This is a genomic window from Micromonospora sp. NPDC005710 (genome assembly GCF_040630995.1).
Classification (GTDB): domain Bacteria; phylum Actinomycetota; class Actinomycetes; order Mycobacteriales; family Micromonosporaceae; genus Micromonospora.
In genome coordinates this window covers 59,461-78,718 of record NZ_JBEXYP010000007.1, presented here as the reverse complement: position 1 = coordinate 78,718, position 19,258 = coordinate 59,461, and the positions used below count along the sequence as shown (strand labels likewise).

Here is a 19,258-nt window from a genome sequence, read left to right as displayed (position 1 = left end):
GCTCCTTCAACTCGTCGCCGCCTTCGTGATCGGTGTGGTGCTCGGCGGCATCGGTGTCAGCGAATTGCGAAACTCTCGCGACCAGCGAGAACGGTCCAATGCGGTTGCCCTCGTGGCCCTACCTGGCAGGAGGACGTTCTGCGCTTATGCGAGCCCCAACTCGACTCGCAGCCGGGGCGGCTCATGCCCACGACCGAGCCGGGCCGCCCCCGTTGGAAACGGCCCGCCCGCATTCGCCCGGAGCCGGTTACCCGCCGTGGCCCCAACCGGCCTGAGCCGGTGCAGCCATCCAGGTGGCCGCCAGGACGGCCCCGACGGCTACTGCGTAGATAACACGACGGATTCGCATGATGTCTCCCTCTTCAGGATGTGTGCCGCCGCCTGAACGGGCGACAGCGCTGACGGAACGTTGCGGGTCCCCCACCTGTCATCACCCATGTCGTTCGCCGGCGTTCTGGGTGATTGGACGTCAGAGTATTGCCGTCAGTTAGGCATCGGCTACGGTCGGCGCCTGTCCCGAACAGCCACCCGCCTGTCCGGGCTGGTCACGGGCCTGTCCGGATCTGTTCGGGCCTCTCAGAACGGCTGTGTCCGCGCGAGAGGCCGGAGCGCGGCCCAGCCGTCCTCGAACGGCTCGGCCCGCTCGTCGCGGCGTCAGGGTGTCACCCGGGTGGCCGGGCTGTTACCGGGCAGTCCCCCCGCGTCGTGGTCCGTTTCCACCGGAGGCAACGGAGTGGTCCCGAGGACGCCGCCGTCTCTGGCGTACGCGGTGAGCGTGGCCGGCCGAGCCGGCGGTACCTGGGCGGTGCCGGCACTCGAAGCGTCGAGCGCGACAGTGACCGGGGGTGCGCCTGCGACCGTCACCGTGACGCGGGCCGCGTCCGGCGGGGCGATCACCCGCACCTGGCCGGTGGGAGGCCGGGTGCCGTCCTCGGTCCGCACCCGCCAGCCGATCGGTCGCTTGTCGACGCCCGCCACCGGCAACAGCAGCCGCAGGTCGGTCCACCAGCCGGTCCGGTCGTCGCCGTGCATGGCATACGCGATCACTCCGCCACCGGACGGCTGCACGGTGAGCAGCGCGGCGCTCTGTCCGTGATCGCGGCCCGCCCACCGCACCCGTACCGTCGTGCCGGCGGCTGGGAGGCGGCTGTCCTGGAGTGCCGTCTGGACGAAGGTGAGCAGGTCGGCGTCGTCGAGCGGCGTGCCTCGGGTGGGTCGACGAGCGCCGGTGAGCAAGGCGTCCATCTCGGGCCCGGTCGGGTCGAGCCCGGCGTACGGGCCGCCGCCCAGACCGCCTTGGAAGAACACCTGGTCGCCATGGCTGACTCGGACGACGGGCTCGTGCGGAAGTGGTTCGGGCGGCAGGACGGCGATCCCGATTCCTGTCCCGTCGGCCCTGGCAATGTCCTGATATTCCAGGGTTCCTCTCGACGTGTATCGGGGTTCGCCACTGATCGTCACCGTGGATGCGGCCGGACCGACGACGACGGCGAACCCGGCCCGGTCGGGGTGGACCTGCATCAGCGTCATCACCGGGTCAGTGGCATCCTCGCTGTGGCCCCCGTAGCGCATCTGCTGGGCGCCAGCTCCGGCCGGGCCCACGTACCAGACCAGCGCCTCCCTGGTCAGCAGGCCGAAGCGCAGCGGCACCGCGACCAGTGCGACCCGCTGGCCCGGCTGGTCACTGCCGTAGAGCAGTCGGATCCGGTCACGGTCGCCGGCCTTCCAGGAACCCACCGGGGCCTCGATTCTCACCGGCAGATCGGTGCTGATCCGCGTCCGCAGCGTGTCCAGCCAGGCCCGATCTTCGGCGAGCGCGCCCCGCGGTGGCGCGTCGAGCAGCGCCGCCGGGGCGGCGACCGCGATGCCAGGTGCCCATCCGGGCAGGGGAACCACGTTGGACTGGACCCCGATGAGCACGACCCCGACCGCGGCGGCCAAGGCCGTGCGAATCAGCCGCGTCCGCCGGTGCCGTCGCTCACGCCGGGCGAACCCGGGCCAGGGGTCCTCGGGTACGTCGACACCGTGCGCGGCCTGCCGGAGCGCCGGACCGAGCGTCGAGTTGGCGAAGCTGCCGGTCATGCCAGTTCCTCCTCGAGCCGTACCGGGGACTGCCCGGCGGGTGGGGCGAAGTCGTTCCGCAGCCGGGCCAACCCGCGCGACGCCTGGCTCTTGACCGCTCCCACGGAGCAGCCGAGAACCTTTGCGGTGTCCGCCTCGCTGAGATCCTCGAAGTAGCGCAGCACGAGCACCGCCTGAGTCCTGGGCGGTAGCCGCCGCAACGCGGCGAGGAGCAGTTGCCGCTGCTCCACCTGCACGTACGCGTCATGCGTCGGCTGGCTGTCGGAGGTCAGCAGCGGCACCTCCAACGGCCGCCGCCGACGCCGCCAGGAGATCGCCGTGTTGACCATGGCCCGGCGTACGTAGACCTCGGGCGCGTCCCTGCGCAGCACCCGCCCCCAGCGCCGATGGGTCTTCTCCAGGGCCGACTGCGTCAGGTCCTCAGCCGTCCCCCGGTCACCGGTCAGCAGGTAGGCCGTTCGGAGCAGCGATCCCCACTGCCGTTTGACGAAAAGCCGAAACTCTTCGTCGTCGTCGTGCCGACTCACGCCACCTCCAGGTCGCGTCCACCTCGCGTCTGAGTACGGACGCAGAGTGAGACGCCACCTGGGGCGTCCGGGGTTGAGTGGCGGGTCGCTCGGCGGTCAGATCCGGGGTCGCGAGCGGCTACCCCGGCGGGGCGGATATCTGGGCACCGATCATGGTGAGCGCCGCGATTGCCGGGATGATCGACCCGAGCGCGGTGTGAACCGTCAAGCCAGCACCAGCCCTACCAGCGCGAGGCGGGCACCGACGACGAAGATGGCTCGCTGCACCCGAGCCATTCGGGACCAGGTCCGTTCGCACCTCGTCGCCTGGCCAGTAGCGTTCACGATGCACAGCACATCGCCGGGCTCGTGACACGCTCATGCAGACCTGCTCAGTCCTCTGGTTCTTGACCTGTAGGCGGCCCGTTCGACTCAGCCTGGCGCTCGGCCTGCCAGATGGCGTGTCCTTTGAGCAGGTATCCGATCCAGTAGATTGCGAACAGGATCAGGAAGCACGCGAAGAACACTCCCGAGACCACGCTCGCGAAAACGAACCCTTCCCTGCTGTCGGCCAACCCGTGCGCCGTGAAGCTAACGAGGCCCAGCACAAAAAAGATGACCATGTAGAGCGGCAGTGTCGAGCTGTCGGCTGGGTGGGGCGCGCGAGGCATCCACGGGATGCGAGGCTCATTGCTGATCACTTGATGAGTGTGAGGGACGCACTCGGCCAGAGCTACCGTCCGTCTCTACCGAACACGCACCGGCGCTGCCGTCCGGCAGCAGCGAGCATCGTCCGATGGAACCACTCCCCTGCCCGATGGGGTTCGATCCGGGTCAGTCTGCCTCGATGCCGGCGGCTCGCAGGATCTGGCGGACCCGTTCGCGGCTGTAACCGGTCCGCTTGACGAGATCCACCTGCCGTGCGCCGGCCCGGTGCTCCGCAACCATCGCACGGTGCAGCTCGGCGCGGGCGTGGTCGACCCGGGCGCGGGCATCGGCCTTGATCTGGCGGGCGGCCTGCGCGGCTTGTTCCTCCGCCTGGGGTAACGCCTCCTCGGCGGCCTTCAATGCGCGCATAGCCCCGTCGAGATCCACTTGGCCATCTTGTCCGCCACTTGCCTAGGCCAATCGCATCGGGGTTATCATTTGGCCTACACGCATACTGTAAGTAGTTGGCACTGGAGGATGCGTCCCCCGGTTCGCGCTGCGAACGCTGACCGGGGGACTTGATCGCCCCAGGGAGGCGACCCATGACCAAACTACCTTTCGCGCTGGTCGACTGCGGAAAGCCTGCGGCCCTCCGAATCGAGGTCTACAGCCACATCAGGGCAGAGTCGTTGGACGGCGTGGCCTACGTCTGCTCCGCCCATCCGAGCGCGGCGACCGACGCCATCACGGCTGCCGGGTTCACCACTGCCTTGGCCCCGGTGACACGAGATGTGGAACGGCGGTGCGGGTTTGTGCACATCTTCCCCACCGGGACACTGGCGGCGGACGTCCGCCACCCCAGCTGGTGTGGCGGCGATGGATGCGACCGAGGCAGGGAACACCGGTCCCGGATCTCGGGCGTGGACACCAACCGGCCCGAAGCGTCGATCGTCATCCTGGGGTTGGTGCAGACGACCCAACCGGCGGCCGAACCCATGGTGGTGATGACCGCGACCGACGGCGCGGCGTCGAACCAAGTGGTGTTGTCCATCGGCCAAGCGCGCGTCCTGCGCTACCGCCTCGGCGCACTGGTCGACATGGCCGAACGCGGACGTATTTCATAGTCGTGGCCGCAAGCGCGGAACCCCGCTCCGCGTCGACCGGTCCCCCAGTCGGCGGAAGGCATCTTCGATCGCTGCGCGGTCCAACAGCGGATCAGTGGCGCTCACGCGACGTTCAACTCCTGGGCCGCTACGTAGATACCGCGACGCCTGAACGCCGCTGGCGCATGCACCACCGCGTCGACACGCGCAGCACGGGAGTTGAAGGGGAACCAGAACTGCCGCAGTGAGCGCGTCGCAACCCACGACGGCGCTCCTCGCCCATCTTTTGCCGCTAAATGCTCCGCTAACGCCGCCAGGAAGACGTCCCAGTGCTCATCACCGATTAGGGCTGGTTCCGCCTCCAGCAGAGCGACGCGGTCCACGGCCGGTTCCCACCGGTACTCCTCCAGAAACTCCGCCACCAACCTCCACCGTCGCGTCTCGTCAGCCCCGACAAGCAGGGCACCCAGTCGCTCCACCGTCAGGGGCTCGTAAGCCGCAGCACGATCATTCACAGCTATGACGCTAGTACACGGACAGGTAGATCCAGGGTCAGCCAGCGCACAACCCAAGCGTGGAATCCCGCTCCGGGTCGACCGCTGAGGTCGACCCGGAGCGGGACCGTGGACGGGCTGCCCGTCAGAACCCGCCCCACTGACGGGCCGAGCACTTCCAGGTTTTCCCGTCGTCCTGCGAGACGCAGAACACCAGGATCTTGCCGAGGATGGGCAGGTTGAGGGTGAAGAGGTGACCCTTGGTCTTCGCGTACGCGACGCCGGACTTCTCGGCGACGTCGGCCAGCGCCCACCCGGGGTCCGGTCGGTCCACCGTCGCCACCCGGCGCAACGTCGTGATGTCCTTGCCGTCGAGGAGCGTCTTGATCTCGTCCGCCGACGGCTCACCGTCACCGACAAGCGTCTGCACGGCGTACGGGCCCTCGGCGGCTGCACCGTTCGCCTTCTCGAAGGCAGCCTTCATCCCGCCCACAGTGGTGCTGCCGGCGAGTTCGAGGGTGAAGATCGTTCCGCCCGGCAGGCGCGACAGCAGGCACTCCCACACGGATTTGCCCGAGGCGACGCACATGGTCAGGCACCACTCCCGGCCGTCGGGGGTGGACGAGGCGAAGAGCAGCGAGGTCGCCGTCCCGCCGCTGCCACGGCCGTCGTACGCCCCGTCGGCGAGGTCGGCCATCGTCGTGCCGAGGACGTCCCGGCTGCCCGGAATCGTGCCGACCACAGTGACACCGTCGACCTTCTTACCGGCGGCGAGCGCTTCGAGTTGGTCGGTGGTGAGGTTCCGACCGCCGGTGTCGACGGCCAGCACCTTGTCCAGGTCACCGACGGGCCGACCGGTCTGGTCCTCCAACTGTCGAAGCATCGTCCCCGGCGCGCCGGGGTGGTCGGTGACAGTGGTCCGGGCGGCGTCCTCGGCGGCCTGTGACGGGGCGTACGACGCGGTCAGCCCGACGACCAGGACGGTCGCGACGATCGTGGCGCGCCTGGTGATGTCCCGCAGAGTTGTCATCGTGTCCTCATCTCGGCGATCGGGGGTGTGACGGGCTACCAGCGACACGTGACGATGTCGCCGACGGTGTTGGGGGACCCCCAGTCGCAGTGGTCGTCGATCCACTCACCGATGTCACCGATGGTGTCCACGATCCAGGCGAACACCGACTTGATCGCGCCCCAGAGGCTGAAGTAGACGACTGTGGACTCGGGTGTGCCGCCGGCCTCGTCGATGACGTCCTTCGTCGACATGGCGGCGTTCGGCTTCTCGATGACGTCCAGCACCCGTACGCCGGTGTCGTCCTTGCCGGCCAGCAACGCCGCGACCTGCTCCGGGGTCCGCTCCTTGCCGTCGTCGACCGCCACTATCGCGCGGTCGACGAACACCTCCCGGCTGCCGCTGACGGCCCGGGCGATGCCGGTGATCTCGCCGACCGTGAGGTCGTTGCCGAGCGCGGGGCCGGTGAACCGTCGAACGGACACGGCACCGGACGGCTCGACCTGGATCTCGTCGGCCGTGATCATGTCGCCCGCTCCGAAGGGCGCCCACGCGAACGTCCACTTTCCGCCGACGCAGCGGAACGGGCCGTACTCCCGGCCCTCGGGCGCGGTCTCGGTGCGGAGAATCTTGCCGCGCTCGTCGACGTGCTGGACCACGCAGTCGGCGCCCTTGCTCGGCGGCTTGTCGGTCTGGGCGACGGCGGCGGACGACATGGCCAGCACCGTCGCGCTGACCACCCCGATCACCGCGAGGCGGTGTGCCAGAAGACTCATCGAACGCTCCATTCCTGATGCGGAAGAGACTGGTGTCCGAAGAGTGCCGGGCGGCCCTGAAGCGGCCCGGAAACGGCGCTGAAAGCGGGGGTACGTCAGCGCAGCCGGGTGACGTCGAGCTGTTCGAGATCCGTACGGATCTTGTCGGCGTCGGCGTCACCGAGTTCGTCGAGGATGGCCAGGGCGCGACTCCAGGCGGCACGGGTGGCAGCGAGGTCGGCGAGGGCGCGGTGGCTGTCACCGAGATTGACGTACGTGCCCGCCTCGGCGTACTTGTCGTTGACCTGCGTGAAGAGTTCGAGGGCGTGCTCGTAGCAGGCGATCGCCCGCCGATCGTCCCCGAGCTGGTGGTGGGCGTGGCCGAGGCTGTCCCAGGTGTCCGCCTGCCCCTGGACGTCGTCGACCTCCTGCAACATCAGCAGCGCCTCGCCGCACGATTCGAGGGCCTGGTGGTAGTTGCCGAGCAACGCCTCCTGCCAGCCGACGGCGTTGAGGGTGTACCCCTGCCCGGCCCGGTTTCCGGTCCCCCGGAACAGGGCCAGTGCCCGCCGGGAGTGGCGCAGCGCCTGCTGGTGCTGCCCCTGCCGTTCGGCCAGTTGGCCGAGGTTCAGGTAGGTGTGTGCCCGGCCGGCGTCGTCGTCGACGTCGGTGAACAGGTCGAGTGCGCGGCGCAGGTGGTCGTCGGCCTCGTCGTACCGTCGGAGCCGGGAGCAGGCGAGACCAAGGCTGCGGTGCGCGTGGCCCTGCCCTGCCTGATCCCCGACACCTGACGCGGCGGCCAGGGCGATCCGCTGCGTGCCGAGCCAGTCCTGCCAGTGCCCCTGCCGGTGAAGGAAGCCGGCCATGGTCCAGGCGAGCCGCCACGCGTGCCCCTCGAAACCGGACCGCGCCGCGAGCGGTACCGCGGCGAGCAGGACGGGAACCTCGGCGGCGAACCACGCGGCGGCGGCCGACCGGTTCTTGGGGCGTTCCGGCGTCACGCCCGCCCGGGGTGGGGGAAGGCCGATCGTGCTGAAGTGCGGGTGCAGTGCCAGGTCCGCGGCGTGGGCGGTGTGCAGGCAGTGGTCGAGCAGCCGGTGCACGGCGTCCCGACGGTCGGCCGGCGGCTCGGCGTCGTCGGCGAGGTCGGCCGCGTACGCGCGCAGCAGGTCGTGGAACGCGTAGCGCCCGTAGGTGTGCTCGGTGAAGAGGTTCGCCCGGGTCAACTCGGTCAGCAGTGGACCGGTCGCCGGTCCGTCGACGCCGGCCAGGCTGGCCACGGCCGGGGCGGAGATGTCCGGGCCGGGATGCAGGCTCAGCAGCCGGAACAGCCGGGCGGCGGGTGGGCTGAGCGTCCGGCACGACCAGGAGAAGACCGCCCGGACGTCGGTGGTCTCGTCGCCCGCGCGGAAAGCGTCCAGGTCACCGAGTTCGCCAGCGACGGCGGCCAACGAGAAGTGCCTGTTGGTGGCGGCTCTGGCCGCCACGATGGCCAGGGCGATGGGCAGCCGGGCGCACCTGTCGGCGATGGTGTCGGCCGCGGCGGGTTCGGCGGCGACCTGGCGCGCACCGAGCCGGCGGACCAGCATGTCGCGGGCCTCGTCGGCGGTCAGCAGGTCGAGGGGCACCGGTTGGGCGCTTTCCGTGACGACCAGCGGGATGAGCTGGTCGCGGCTGGTGACGATCGCGAGGCAGTCCGGTGAGCCGGGCAGCAGCGGCCGGACCTGGTCCGCGTCCCGGGCGTTGTCGAGCACCACGAGCAGTCGCCTGCCCGCCACCGTCGTGCGGTACAAGCTCACCATCGTGTCCGGGTCGCTGGGCATCCGGGCCACCGGAACGCCGAGCGCCTCCAGGAAGCCGTGCAGCGCTCGCGCCGGCTCGGTCGGTGGGGCGGCCGGGTCGAAACCGCGCAGGTTGACGTAGAGCTGCCCGTCGGGGAAACGCTCGGCCGCGCGGTGCGCCCAGTGCACGGCGAGCGCGGTCTTGCCGACGCCGGCGGTCCCGGACACCACCACCGCGCCGCCCCGGTCGACGAGCGCGTCGAGGGCGGCAAGCTCCGCGTCGCGTCCGGTGAACGTGGGTACGGGAGGAGGCAGTTGCGCCGCGACCGGGGCCACCGCGACCGGGGCCGGTGCGTCGATCGCGGTGTCCTGCCGCAGGATGGCGCACTCCAGGTCCCGTAGCCGCGGCCCCGGGTCGATGCCCAGGTTCTCCCGCAGGTTGTCGCGCAGCCGTCGGTACGTGGCGACCGCCTCACCCTGCCGGCCGTCGCGGTAGAGGGCGAGCATCAGTTGCGCGTGCAGGCGCTCGTCGAGGGGGTGCTGTCGGACGAGACGTTCCAACCCGGGGACCAGCCCGGCGTGCTCACCGACCGACAACCGGGCCTCGGCGAGCGACCGTTCGGCCTCCAACCGCAGGCGGGCCAGGTGTTCGGCCTGCTCCTCGAGCCAGGCTGACCCGGCCACGTCGGCCAGCGGCGGGCCCCGCCACAGGGCCACCGCGTCGGTCAGGTGCTTCACCTGCTCGCTGCGGTCCGTCGACCGCCGGGCCAGCTTGATGAGGTGCTCGGCGGCCTGCACGTCGGTGGAGTTCGGCCCGGTGTCGAGCAGGTAACCCGGGGGGCGTGCCATGATCGCCCCCGGCTCGCCGAGCACTCCGCGCAGGTAGGAGATGTGGCGTTGCAGTGTGTTCGCCGCGGTGGCCGGTGGCCGGTCGCCCCAGACCACGTCGAGGAGCCGGTCGACGCTCACCACCCGGCCCGCGTGCAGCGCCAGCGTCGCCAGTACCGCCTTGCGGCGCAGGCCGTTGACCGCCTGCGGACTGCCGGCGACGACCACCTCCACCGGCCCGAGCAGCCTCACCCGCACGCCCGTACCAGCCGTCGAGATCACCGAATCAGGCTAAATCTCCAGCCCGGCAAGCTCGGTCTGTTCGTCGGGCACTGGACAGCATCCACGCCGAGGCCGGTGGCGGTGGGCGTGGCGCGGAACCCACCGCCACCGACACTGCTAGCCGGTGTACTTGCCGTTGCGGGTGTCCCCGGACGTGCCGTCGTAGAGCACCTTGCGGTAGCGGTGCACCGAACCCTTCTTGACCGCCTGCCAGTGGAACGACGCCACCTCGTAGTCGTGGTGCTTGTAGTAGTCGCCGGCCGACTTGTAGTAGATCCGGTGCCGGGCGTACCCGCCGCAGTTGGCGAGGTAGCTGTAGGAGTACATCTTCATGCCGCCGAAGTCGGACGAGTAGTACGTCTTCGGCTGGTGCCACACCGAGCCGGGGTTCGGGTAGCCGGGCAGCTCCGCCCAGTTGTACGAGTTCCAGTACAGGTCCCAGCAGGTCATCACCGCCGCCGCGGCCATGCCACCCGACGTCGGCACGGCGAGGTCGTCGGCGACGACCACCGACGCGGCGATGGTGCGGTAGGCCAACTCCGGCGGGGCCGGCGTGCCGGCCGGCGGTTCCGACAACAGCTCGCGCGGGACCGGCACGGACCGGGGCGTGATGGTCAGGTACGTCTTCAGGATGCCCTGCTTGTCGTCGTACGCCACTGGCGCGTTGCGGCCCATCTCCCCGTCCTGACGAATGCCCCAGTCGCCGGACGCCTGGTCGCGGGAGAACACCACCCGCACACCGTCGCGGTAGCCCAGCCGCGCCAACTCGATCTCGCGGTCCACGGGCTCGTCGTCGTACACCGCCGCACTTGATCCCCCGGCGGCGCTTGCCGGCGCGGCGTTCCACGCGGCCACCGTCGGCAGGACGACAAGCACCGCGAGCAGTGCACGTCCTGACAGCACTACTGCCATGACAACTCCTTATTCGATCGGTCCCGAGACGCGGACCCGGTCGGATCGCGCCTCTGTGTGCCGTCGACATCCTGCGAGGCGAGGTTCAGAGCGTCGTCAAAGTGGCGTCAATCGCGCCCCCGATTCGCTGTCGTAACGGCGACGTTCGCGTACGTACGCCCGCCACCGCAGCGCCAAATGAGAGAGGAACCAGCTTCCACCGGAGGGCAGCCGATGAGCGCGACAGCGGATCACCTGTTGAGCCGGCGGTGCACGCTCGTGGTGGGCGCAGCCGGGTACGGCAAGACGTTCGCCGTACGACGCTGGCTGGGCGACCGCCCGGCGCACTGGTGCGACGCGGCGGACGTCACAGCTCTGGCGAGGGCCGGTCCGGAAGCCCTCGTTCCACTCAGCGCACGGTCAGCGCTGGATCCACCCGTCGACGCGCCGAGGTGGCTCGTCCTCGACGACGTGCCGCGACTCTCCCGCCACCGACTACAGGTGTTGCTGGACAGTCTTGAACACCTTCCGCCGCAGTTCAGGGTGGTGCTGGTGACCCGCCACCCACCGACGCTCTCCCGTCGGCAGTCGGGGCTGCTCGCCCTGCACGGCCCGCCGGACCTTCGACTGTCACTCGACCAGGTGGCGGCCATCCTCGCCGACCACGGCCTGACCGACCCGACCCTCGCAGCCCGGATCCACGCCGCGACCGGCGGTTGGCCGGCGCTTGTCACCTGTGCCGCCCGGACGGCCACTGCCGGCGGCACGGACCCGGACGACCTGACCGAGCCGGGTACGCCGCTGGAGTCCTGCCTGGTGCGCGACGTGTTCACGGAGTTGGCGCCCGAGGTCCACCGGTTGCTGCGGGACGCGGCGCACCTCGATCCGTTCCACAGTGACCTGGCCCGCCTGCTCGGGCACCGACACCCAGACCGCTGGCTGGACCAGCTGACCCGCGCCGGCATCCTCGTGACGACGGACGAGCACGGGTACCGGATGGTGCCCGTCGTCGCCAGCGTCGCCCGCCGCCGGTTCCCGTTGACAGGGGCGGCGGTGCGACGCCTACACACGAGGGCGGCACCGTGGTACGCCGAGCACGGGTTCCACGTCCCGGCCCTCCGGTCGTACCAGAAATCGGGTGTCACCGAGACCACCGCGCGGATCCTCGCCGACCACGGCGCGGCGCTGCTCGCCGCGGGCGGTGCCGAGGCCGTCGTCGACGCCTTCCAGTTTCTGCCCGAGCGCACCCGGTCCGACTGCCTGCGGCTGCTCTACGGGGAGGCGCAGCAGATGCGCGGCGACTTCGATACCGCACTCGCCGTGTACGCCGGGCTGGCCGATCGGCCGGGGCCGATCGCCGCCGGGCTCGCCTGGCGGTACGGCCTGGTGCACTACCTGCGCGGCGAACCGCACTCCGCCCTGGAGGTCTTCCAGCGTGGCGTGCTCGACCCGCACCCGTCCACCGACAACGCCCGACTGCTGGCCTGGACCGCCGCAGCACAGTGGACCAGCGGAAACGCCGCAGCTTGCCAGGACAACGCCGAGCGGGCCCTCGCGGCGGCGACAGCGATCGGAGGCGACGCCGCACTCGCCGCCGCGCACACCGCGCTCGCCCTGGACGCCAAGCTCCGTGGTGACCGACCGGCAGCCGACGAGCACCACGAGAAGGCGCTGCGCGCGGCCGAGGCGGCGCACGACACCGTCCAGGTGACCCGCATCCGCGCCAACCGCGCGTCAGCCCTGGTGGGCGAGGGCCGATACCTCGAAGCCCTGGCTGAGACGCGGCCCGCTGTGGAGTTGGCCCAGACCAACGGGTACGCCGCGATGCTCGCGCTGGCGCTCTGCAACGAAGGGTCGGCGCACTTCCACCTCGGGCAACTCGCCCAGGCCACCGCGTGTTACGAACGCGCCGTACCGCTCCTGCAGCGGATGGGATCCCGCAAGGTGGCGTACCCGTTGGTGGGTATCGGCGACATCCACGCCCTGCGGGGGCGCACCAACCTGGCCCGCGCGGCGTACGAGGAGGCGCTGCGCGCCAGCGAACCGGTGAACGATCTCCAGATCCAGGTGCCGGCACTCGCCGGACTGGCCCGCGTGCTGGCCGCCGAGGACGGCGCCACCGCGTTCGCCCTGGCCCAACGTGCCGTCGAACTGGAACGCGGCCCGGACTCGGCGACCGCCCGTCTCGCGCTCGGCTGGGTGGCGCTGGAGATCGGCGACCGCACCCGGGCCGTGGAGGTGGCGCTGACGGCGTCCGCCGCCGCCCGGCTGCATCGTGACCGTGCGGCGCTGGCCGAGGCGTTGGAGCTTCGCGGGGCCGCCGCCACCGACACCGACGACACCCGGCGCGCCTGGCGGGAGGCGGCGGCGACCCTGCGTGACATCACCTCGGTGGTCGCGGCAGACCGACTCACCGTGCTGCTCAGCCGGTTGCCGGGGGCGGACCCTCAGGAACGCGTCGACGCCCGAATGGCAGCCGAACGGCTGGCAGGTGCCGGGGTGCCGGCACCGACGCTCAGCCGGCAGGGCCCGCGCCGCGCCGCGCAGGTCACCATCCGCACCCTCGGGCGCTTCGAGGTGTACGTGAACGGTGTGCAGGTGGTGGCGGCGGCCTGGCAGTCCCGCAAGGCCCGCGATCTTCTCCGGATCCTCGCTGCCCGGCGTGGTCGCGCGGTGCCCCGGGAACAACTCGGCGAGATGCTCTGGCCCGCCCAGGACCCGGCCCGGGTCAGCCACCGGCTGTCAGTGGCGCTGTCCACCCTCCGAGGCGTGCTCGATCCACAACGCCGCAGCCCGACGGACCACTTCATCATCGCCGCCCACCCGAGCCTCGCCCTCGACGTCGGTCACCTCGAACTCGACGTCGAGGAGTTCCTCGGCGAATCGGCACACGGCCTCCGGTTGGCCGAGCAGGGCGACACCGACGACGCACGCGCCGCGCTGCTCCTCGCCGAGCAGCGCTACCGGGGAGACTTCCTGGAGGACGAGCCGTACGACGACTGGTCCCGACCGACCCGCGAGGAGGCACGTCGGGCCTACCTACGCGTGGTACGCAAGCTGGCCTCGCTCGCCCGCGGCGCCGACGACGTCGACGAGACCATCCGGCACCTCGGCCACGCCCTCGACCTGGAGCCCCACGACGAGGGTGTGCACGGCGAGTTCATCCGGACGCTGGCAATGGCGGGCCGGCACGGCGAGGCCGCTCAGGCGTACCGACGCTACGAGGAGGCGATGTGTGCCATCGGCGTCCCGGCGCAGGCGCGAGACAGGGTGTGCGGTCCACCAGGCGGAAAGCCCGTCCCCGCGGTGATGGCGGGTGGCAGAACGTCAATGCCCGACCGGGATCGATGATGGCCGTAGTCTGATCCGTGGTCCACGAGTCGTCGATGGGAGCGCTGTGACCACACGTAGTGGCAAGGTGATCGCCGACCAGACGATCTTTGCCGACGGATACTCGGCCGGGCTCAACCAGATTGAGGAACGCCCGTTCGGCGACGACGGCGGCGACGGCTGGGGCCGAGGGCTGCACTCCTGGATGTTCGACGCGGCTGAGGAGAACCACGCCGAGATCGAACAGCTCACACTCGCCTCAGCCGTCATCATGGGGCGCAACATGTTCGGCCCCGTGCGCGGGCCCTGGGATCGAGAGTGGAACGGCTGGTGGGGTGACGATCCACCGTTCCACAAGCCGGTGTTCGTGCTCACCCACCACGTGCGCGAGCCGCAGCCGATGGCGGGCGGCACCACCTTCCACTTCGTGACCGACGGGATCGAGTCGGCGCTCGCACAGGCACGCAAGGCGGCCGGCGACGGCGACATCCTGATCCACGGCGGTGCCACCACGATCAACCAGTATCTCGCCGCCGGTCTGGTCGACGAGCTGCGGCTGCACATCGTGCCGCTCACCCTCGGCGCTGGCGTGCGGCTGTTCGAGGGCGTCCCACCGCTGAAACTCGAACAGGTGACGGCACGGGCGGCGAGCACGGTCCTGCACGTGACCTACCGCGTGCTCTCCTGAACCAACGGAGGATGCGTTGTCTGCTATCGCGTCACTGACAGTGGTCCCCAGGGACAGCATCAGCGAGCTGAGCCGCCTGGCCCGCACCTCGCCGTCGTCCTTCCGAATGTATCTGGCCGAAAACGGGAGCAAGACGCGGCAGGAGTACGACTGGTCCGGGTACTGCATGTTGTACGTGCTCACCTACCTGGAAGAGCGCGGCATCGACCTGGAGTCGTCGGAGTTCAATGCCGAGTCGGAGGCCATCAACAGCGTCTACGGCCTGACCACGCTCATCGCTCCGGCCCAGCGGCTGGTGGAGCAGCTCGACCCCGGCGCGCACCGCGAGGAGGAGTTGATCGCCCACTTCGAGGAGATGGGGATGGACTTCGAGGAGAGCGGCACGGCCGGTCTGGACACGCTGAGGCTGTTGCGTGACAGCATCTCCGACCTTCGCGACGACCAGGTGTTGCTCGTCAACGTCGGCTGAGAGCGACCGAGCGCCGCTGGGCCGGCGAGGGCGTAGTACGCCGGTTTGGTTCCTCCGACGGCGGGAAACCCGCAGCGTGCTCTGACCGTTGGGGGAGGCTCATGTGCTGGTTCCGCGCGGCTCGCGATGGCTCCACGACAGGCGCGACCAGATCCAGCAGCCCGATCGGTGCGGAACGAGATCCGAAGCGGCTGGTCACCTTCAGCGACGCGGTCATCGCCATCGCCGTCACCCTGCTCGTCCTGGAGATCCAGCCACCGGAGGACACCGAGCACCTGCTCCGTGGCCTCATCGACCTGTGGCCCTCCTACGTGGCGTACGCCATCACCTTTTTGCTGATCGGGCAGATGTGGGTGAACCACCACGTCATGTTCGACCACATCCGCTCCGCGGACCGCATGCTGCTCCTGCTCAACACACTGCTGCTGATGGTGATCGCGTTCCTGCCGTTCGCCTCGTCCCTGCTCGCGCACGCTTTCGAGTCCGGCCACGGCAAGCGCACCGCACTCATCTTCTACGGCGCCACCTACGAGGTGGCCGCCATCCTCTTCAACGTGATCTGGGAGTACGCCAGGCACGGTCGTCGCCTGTTGACCTCCGCCACCGACAACGACACCGCCTGGGCGATCAGTAGACGGTTCCGCCCCGCGCCGTTCTGGATCGTCGCCGGGACCGCGCTGGGAGCCCTTCATCCGGTAGTGGGCCTCGTCGTGGTCATCGCGTTCATCCCGTTCTACTGGCTGCCGATCAGAGGCGAGGTCGCCAGCATCGAGCGCACCCGCGAGCAGAGTCACGGTGAGTCGTAGCCACACGAACCCGCTGCCCTGGTACCCGGTGACTAGCGGGGCCGGCTGTCGCGGGGAGTGAGCGGTCGACCCAGCGCATCCTGGACGGAGACTGACACCGAGTTCTTACCGACCCACTCCGGCCCGGGTGGTGCGGCCTGCATCACGAAGCGACCGGCCCCGTCGAAGCTGTGGACTTCGAGGGGCACCATTTCGGCGTCGCGGAACCGGGCCTGAACATCACCGCCGTCCGCGGCCACCTCGGCTCGGGCTGCCGCTGCGGGAAGCATGCCGAAGAGGATCGGGGTGGTGGCACCGCGGAGTGTGCGGACGCTGATCTCGTAGTTCTGCAGCACCCCGGACTCGGTGCAGGTGCGTGCCACTGTCGCGCCGTCCTGACGCAGGTAGAGACAGTCGCCCCAGGTGCTTTCCCGAACCTGGACCACCGACCAGTTCACGCCGCCGGTAGTGCCTTCGGTGAGGAGCCGGGGGCCGGTGACGCTGGGCCGCCGCCCGTCCCAGCCCTCCCAGGTGAGGCCACCGACCACGGCGAGCCCACCGAACACCACCAGGACGGCCACCAGGGTACGGAAACGGCTAGTAGACACGCAGTCCACCGCCCTGCGCATCGCGCAGCCGCAGCGACACGACCTCGACCCGGTCGCCGGCGTTCGGCACGTACAGGGCGTAGACCCGATAGTCGTCGTGACCCGATCCGATGGTGACCGCCTCGCGTGGCGTGCCGTCGTCGAGAACGATCTCGATTGACGTGGCGGCGGCCGGCACGATGCCGTAGAGAATCACGTCCGGCAGACGCCGTCCCAGACGCTCCGAGTTGACCTGCTCGACCCGTCCGCCGGCCAGCCAGCCGTCGCCGTCCGCCACGCGGGGCCAGGCACAGTCCCTGCCCGCCTCCCGCCAGTTGACGTACGGATCGGAGAACGTCTCCCGCTCCAGTTTGGCGCAGCGGACATCGAACGAACCGGTGACCCGGAGCCGATAGTTGTCGCCTTCGTCGAGGGTGAAGAAGGCGACGTTGCTCTTCCACCGGTCACCGATGGCGACGTAGGCCCACCCGGAGACCGCCAGCAGGACGAGAAGAACGATGAGGGTACGGCGTAATGCCTTGCGCGGTGCGGCGGTCATGCGGCGCTCCCCGGTGGGTGTGACGCACCCACGGTAGCGGCGACACACCACCACGTCGGGGAGACTGGAGTACCGGCCCGATCAGCTCACCGGCGCCGGGCTGCCCCTCCGGCCGATGCCTCCGGGGTTAAGAAGATCGACGGTCGTAAGATGCCTGTCGTGGGATATTCGGTGTGGCCGTCGGGCCGTCTGCACCTACCGGAGTTGGACGACATCGCGGCGGCCTCCGCCGCCAAAGCCGCGATGGCCGAACACGCGGGTTGGTACAAGCCCGATGCGTCTTCGTCGGATGACAGGCTCGTCGACATGGCGTGCGAGGCCAGAGCCTCGATAACCCGTGACGGAGACTGGATCGAGTTCGATCATGACGACGAGGGCGACCCCAAGTGGTCACTCCAGGCCATAGCCTTCTACGTCGCGATCGCGCCGTTCGTCCGCTCGGGGGTGCTTCACTTCGAAGGCGAGGACGGCGCTCGCTGGTCCTACATCTACGCCGGCGGGCAGATGAGCCAACAGGGTTGGTGCGGTTGGGACGGGTCCGTCGAGCCCTTCGGCCAGTACGTCGATCTCCCATCCCAGGTTCGCTCCACCTCTGAGTGAGGCAACCGACGGTGACCGGCCTGGCCAGCACCCGAGTGCTGGGGGTTGAACAACACCCGGTCAGCGCGCCCGCGTTTCCCAGACCGGCCGCTGTGGCTCGTCGTTGTGCACGACGATGTCAGCCCGGTGCGCCGGCTGGGCCGTAGCGAAGTAGAGCTGCTGGGAGGGGATGTACCGTTCCCGCCAGCGCCGTTCGACGTCGGCCCGGGTCGACTGCCGGCGCTCTCGGACCACGGCACGATCCACTGTCTTCTCGAGTGCCACCGACACGAAGACGCGCCACTCCCACCGGTCGACCAGTTCCGGGCGCAGGAGGAAGACGCCGTCGAAGACGAGCACGGCGTCGGCCGGGGCCGTCGTGACCGGCGGGGACAGCACAGCATCCGAGGCGTGGTCGTACACCGCGGGTTGGAAGCGTCGGTCCCCGCCCGGGCCGAGCGGATCGAGCAGAACCCGTCTCAGTGCGTGATGGTCGTGGGTGTCGTAGTAGCAGCCTTCGGCCGAGTACTCGCCGCGCGGATAGCGCCGCGCCCGGGGGAAGAGGTAATCGTCGATCGCGGCGCGGATGACGTCGCGGCCCCGATCGCGCAGGACGACGGCCAACTCGTCGGCGAGGGTGGTCTTGCCGGCGGCAGGCGGCCCGTCGATGGCAACCCGCGTCGGGTGGGTTACTGCGACCGACCCGACCGCCTCGGCCAATAGGCTGATCAGTTCGTCGCGGGAACCCTGAGCCCTGTTCTGCCTGTTCAGGGGCGGCAGGTGTTCGTTTTGAGCGTGTCGACGAACGCGTCCCAGGAGGCGGGCGCGAAGCTCAGCATTCCGGCGTCGTGCGCCTTGGAGTCGCGGACGTCGACCTGGACGCGCCGGTCACGCACCTCTACACACTGGCCGTTGCTGCCGGACCGGCTCGACGTGCGCCAGGCGTTACGTTCCATGCTTGCTCAGCTCCCTGATCAACCTGATGGACTCGGCGGGTGACATCGCCAGCGTCTTCAGATTGTCGTACGCCGCTGCCAGCCGCGCCAGGTCGCGACTTGACTCAAGGAACAGCTCGCCAGCCAGGGTCTCGATGTAGCCCAGTGGAGGCTCGTCCCGCTCGAAGCTCAGTAGAGCGAAGCCGCTGCTGTCCGCCAAATGGGCACCGGCCTCGAAGCGCAGCACCTGGATCGTCACGTTCGGCAGCCGACTCAGGGTGACCAGGTGATCCAGTTGCTCACGCAACACGTCCGGACCGCCCACCTCGGTACGCACGGAAGCCTCGGACAGGATCGCGTGCATCCGCAGCGGAGCCGGCTTTCGACGCAACACCTCCTGCCGGGTCATCCGGGCAGAAACCCGCTGGTCGACGGTGTCCGGGTCAGTCTCTCGACCGATGACGTTGACCTCGCGGGCATAGCTCTCGGTCTGGAGTAGACCGGGCACGAGCATCGGCTCGAAGTTCTTGAGTTCAACGGCCTCGGTCTCGTACGCGATGTAGGTGGCGTACTTGCCTCCGAGGCGCTGCCACCAGCCGTCCTCCCGCAGGCCACGTGCCTGGTCGAGCAGCGAGATCCCCGGCTCCTCGTCAATCTTGACGCCGTACGCGACAAGCAACTCCATGACGTCACCGACCCGAGGTCTGATCTCGCCCGACTCGATCCGACTGATCCGGGACGGCGAGCAGGCAAGCGTCTCTGCCACTCCCTCACCGGTCAGACCCTTGGCTTCGCGAAGCTTGCGCAGCTCCCGGCCCAGTCGCCGAGAGCGCGGTGTCGCGGGCGTGAATCGAGGCATGTCGTGATTCTGCACCGCTTCTAACCTTCTCCATCTCATGACTCACGTGCTCGGAGTGTCGATCATGCGCATCTTCTTGCTTCGCATC

Annotated in this window: 20 protein-coding genes; 6 read left to right on the top strand and 14 right to left on the bottom strand. The window is 69.6% G+C overall.

Translation table 11 applies throughout. The features are described 5' to 3' along the window. Window positions 1–654: 654 nt before the first annotated feature. From ABZ406_RS11785 to ABZ406_RS11770, 4 genes are all read right to left on the bottom strand, one after another. Window positions 655–2,082, bottom strand: a complete 1,428-nt coding sequence (locus ABZ406_RS11785) for a hypothetical protein (protein WP_357759213.1) — start codon at window positions 2,080–2,082, stop codon at window positions 655–657. Beyond that, a complete protein-coding gene (locus ABZ406_RS11780; protein WP_357759210.1) occupies window positions 2,079–2,609 on the bottom strand; it encodes a SigE family RNA polymerase sigma factor in 531 nt (176 codons plus the stop codon). The genes ABZ406_RS11785 and ABZ406_RS11780 overlap by 4 nt, the downstream gene beginning before the upstream one ends. A 371-nt stretch (window positions 2,610–2,980) precedes the next feature. Further along, window positions 2,981–3,289, bottom strand: a complete 309-nt coding sequence (locus ABZ406_RS11775; protein ID WP_357759207.1) for a hypothetical protein — start codon at window positions 3,287–3,289, stop codon at window positions 2,981–2,983. A 133-nt stretch (window positions 3,290–3,422) separates the two neighbouring features. Next, window positions 3,423–3,683, bottom strand: coding sequence for a hypothetical protein (locus tag ABZ406_RS11770; RefSeq protein ID WP_357759204.1), 261 nt, complete (start codon window positions 3,681–3,683; stop codon window positions 3,423–3,425). Between the two features lie 473 nt (window positions 3,684–4,156). Here ABZ406_RS11770 and ABZ406_RS11765 point away from each other — a divergent pair, with 473 nt between their 5' ends. After that, window positions 4,157–4,360: a hypothetical protein gene (locus ABZ406_RS11765; protein WP_357759201.1), complete on the top strand. Its 204-nt coding sequence runs from the start codon at window positions 4,157–4,159 to the stop codon at window positions 4,358–4,360. Between the two features lie 101 nt (window positions 4,361–4,461). Here the strand turns inward: ABZ406_RS11765 and ABZ406_RS11760 are convergent, their stop codons facing one another. The 5 genes from ABZ406_RS11760 to ABZ406_RS11740 all read right to left on the bottom strand — a co-directional run bounded on the left by ABZ406_RS11760 (window position 4,462) and on the right by ABZ406_RS11740 (window position 10,400). Further along, window positions 4,462–4,761: a hypothetical protein gene (locus ABZ406_RS11760; RefSeq protein ID WP_357759198.1), complete on the bottom strand. Its 300-nt coding sequence runs from the start codon at window positions 4,759–4,761 to the stop codon at window positions 4,462–4,464. A gap of 217 nt (window positions 4,762–4,978) precedes the next feature. Continuing rightward, window positions 4,979–5,863 carry a hypothetical protein gene (locus ABZ406_RS11755; RefSeq protein WP_357759195.1) on the bottom strand — a complete coding sequence of 295 codons (885 nt, stop codon included), beginning with the start codon at window positions 5,861–5,863 and terminating at the stop codon, window positions 4,979–4,981. Between the two features lie 35 nt (window positions 5,864–5,898). Continuing rightward, window positions 5,899–6,618 carry a hypothetical protein gene (locus ABZ406_RS11750; RefSeq protein WP_357759191.1) on the bottom strand — a complete coding sequence of 240 codons (720 nt, stop codon included), beginning with the start codon at window positions 6,616–6,618 and terminating at the stop codon, window positions 5,899–5,901. Between the two features lie 95 nt (window positions 6,619–6,713). Continuing rightward, window positions 6,714–9,488 (bottom strand): BTAD domain-containing putative transcriptional regulator, encoded by a 2,775-nt coding sequence (locus ABZ406_RS11745; RefSeq protein ID WP_357759189.1) that lies wholly within the window; start codon window positions 9,486–9,488, stop codon window positions 6,714–6,716. Window positions 9,489–9,605: 117 nt separating this feature from the next. Then, window positions 9,606–10,400 carry a hypothetical protein gene (locus tag ABZ406_RS11740; protein ID WP_357759186.1) on the bottom strand — a complete coding sequence of 265 codons (795 nt, stop codon included), beginning with the start codon at window positions 10,398–10,400 and terminating at the stop codon, window positions 9,606–9,608. Window positions 10,401–10,613: 213 nt separating this feature from the next. On the opposite strand from ABZ406_RS11740, the gene ABZ406_RS11735 reads away from it, so the two are divergent. The 4 genes from ABZ406_RS11735 to ABZ406_RS11720 all read left to right on the top strand — a co-directional run bounded on the left by ABZ406_RS11735 (window position 10,614) and on the right by ABZ406_RS11720 (window position 15,672). Beyond that, complete coding sequence (locus ABZ406_RS11735) at window positions 10,614–13,730, top strand: BTAD domain-containing putative transcriptional regulator (RefSeq protein ID WP_357759184.1); 3,117 nt, start codon at window positions 10,614–10,616, stop codon at window positions 13,728–13,730. Between the two features lie 46 nt (window positions 13,731–13,776). Next, window positions 13,777–14,397: a dihydrofolate reductase family protein gene (locus ABZ406_RS11730; protein ID WP_357759181.1), complete on the top strand. Its 621-nt coding sequence runs from the start codon at window positions 13,777–13,779 to the stop codon at window positions 14,395–14,397. A 16-nt stretch (window positions 14,398–14,413) separates the two neighbouring features. Beyond that, window positions 14,414–14,866, top strand: coding sequence for a hypothetical protein (locus ABZ406_RS11725; protein WP_357759179.1), 453 nt, complete (start codon window positions 14,414–14,416; stop codon window positions 14,864–14,866). Window positions 14,867–14,967: 101 nt separating this feature from the next. Then, complete coding sequence (locus ABZ406_RS11720) at window positions 14,968–15,672, top strand: TMEM175 family protein (protein ID WP_357759175.1); 705 nt, start codon at window positions 14,968–14,970, stop codon at window positions 15,670–15,672. 32 nt (window positions 15,673–15,704) lie between these two features. Here ABZ406_RS11720 and ABZ406_RS11715 read toward each other — a convergent pair whose 3' ends face one another. Together ABZ406_RS11715 and ABZ406_RS11710 are read right to left on the bottom strand one after the other, a co-directional pair. Further along, window positions 15,705–16,259 carry a hypothetical protein gene (locus ABZ406_RS11715; RefSeq protein ID WP_357759172.1) on the bottom strand — a complete coding sequence of 185 codons (555 nt, stop codon included), beginning with the start codon at window positions 16,257–16,259 and terminating at the stop codon, window positions 15,705–15,707. Then, the gene (locus ABZ406_RS11710; protein WP_357759169.1) at window positions 16,249–16,797 is read right to left on the bottom strand and encodes a hypothetical protein; all 549 of its coding nucleotides are present in this window, start codon (window positions 16,795–16,797) and stop codon (window positions 16,249–16,251) included. Before ABZ406_RS11710 ends, ABZ406_RS11715 begins: the two co-directional genes overlap by 11 nt. A gap of 159 nt (window positions 16,798–16,956) precedes the next feature. Here ABZ406_RS11710 and ABZ406_RS11705 point away from each other — a divergent pair, with 159 nt between their 5' ends. After that, entirely contained in the window at window positions 16,957–17,397 is a 441-nt protein-coding gene (locus ABZ406_RS11705) for a hypothetical protein (RefSeq protein WP_357759167.1), read from the top strand. Between the two features lie 60 nt (window positions 17,398–17,457). Here ABZ406_RS11705 and ABZ406_RS11700 read toward each other — a convergent pair whose 3' ends face one another. From ABZ406_RS11700 to ABZ406_RS11690, 3 genes are read right to left on the bottom strand one after another with little or no spacing between them, the layout of a single operon-like run. Further along, window positions 17,458–18,096 (bottom strand): uridylate kinase, encoded by a 639-nt coding sequence (locus tag ABZ406_RS11700; RefSeq protein ID WP_357759165.1) that lies wholly within the window; start codon window positions 18,094–18,096, stop codon window positions 17,458–17,460. Window positions 18,097–18,143: 47 nt separating this feature from the next. Next, complete coding sequence (locus ABZ406_RS11695; RefSeq protein ID WP_357759163.1) at window positions 18,144–18,332, bottom strand: DUF397 domain-containing protein; 189 nt, start codon at window positions 18,330–18,332, stop codon at window positions 18,144–18,146. Further along, window positions 18,322–19,170, bottom strand: a complete 849-nt coding sequence (locus ABZ406_RS11690) for a helix-turn-helix transcriptional regulator (protein ID WP_357759160.1) — start codon at window positions 19,168–19,170, stop codon at window positions 18,322–18,324. Before ABZ406_RS11690 ends, ABZ406_RS11695 begins: the two co-directional genes overlap by 11 nt. Window positions 19,171–19,258: the final 88 nt, after the last annotated feature.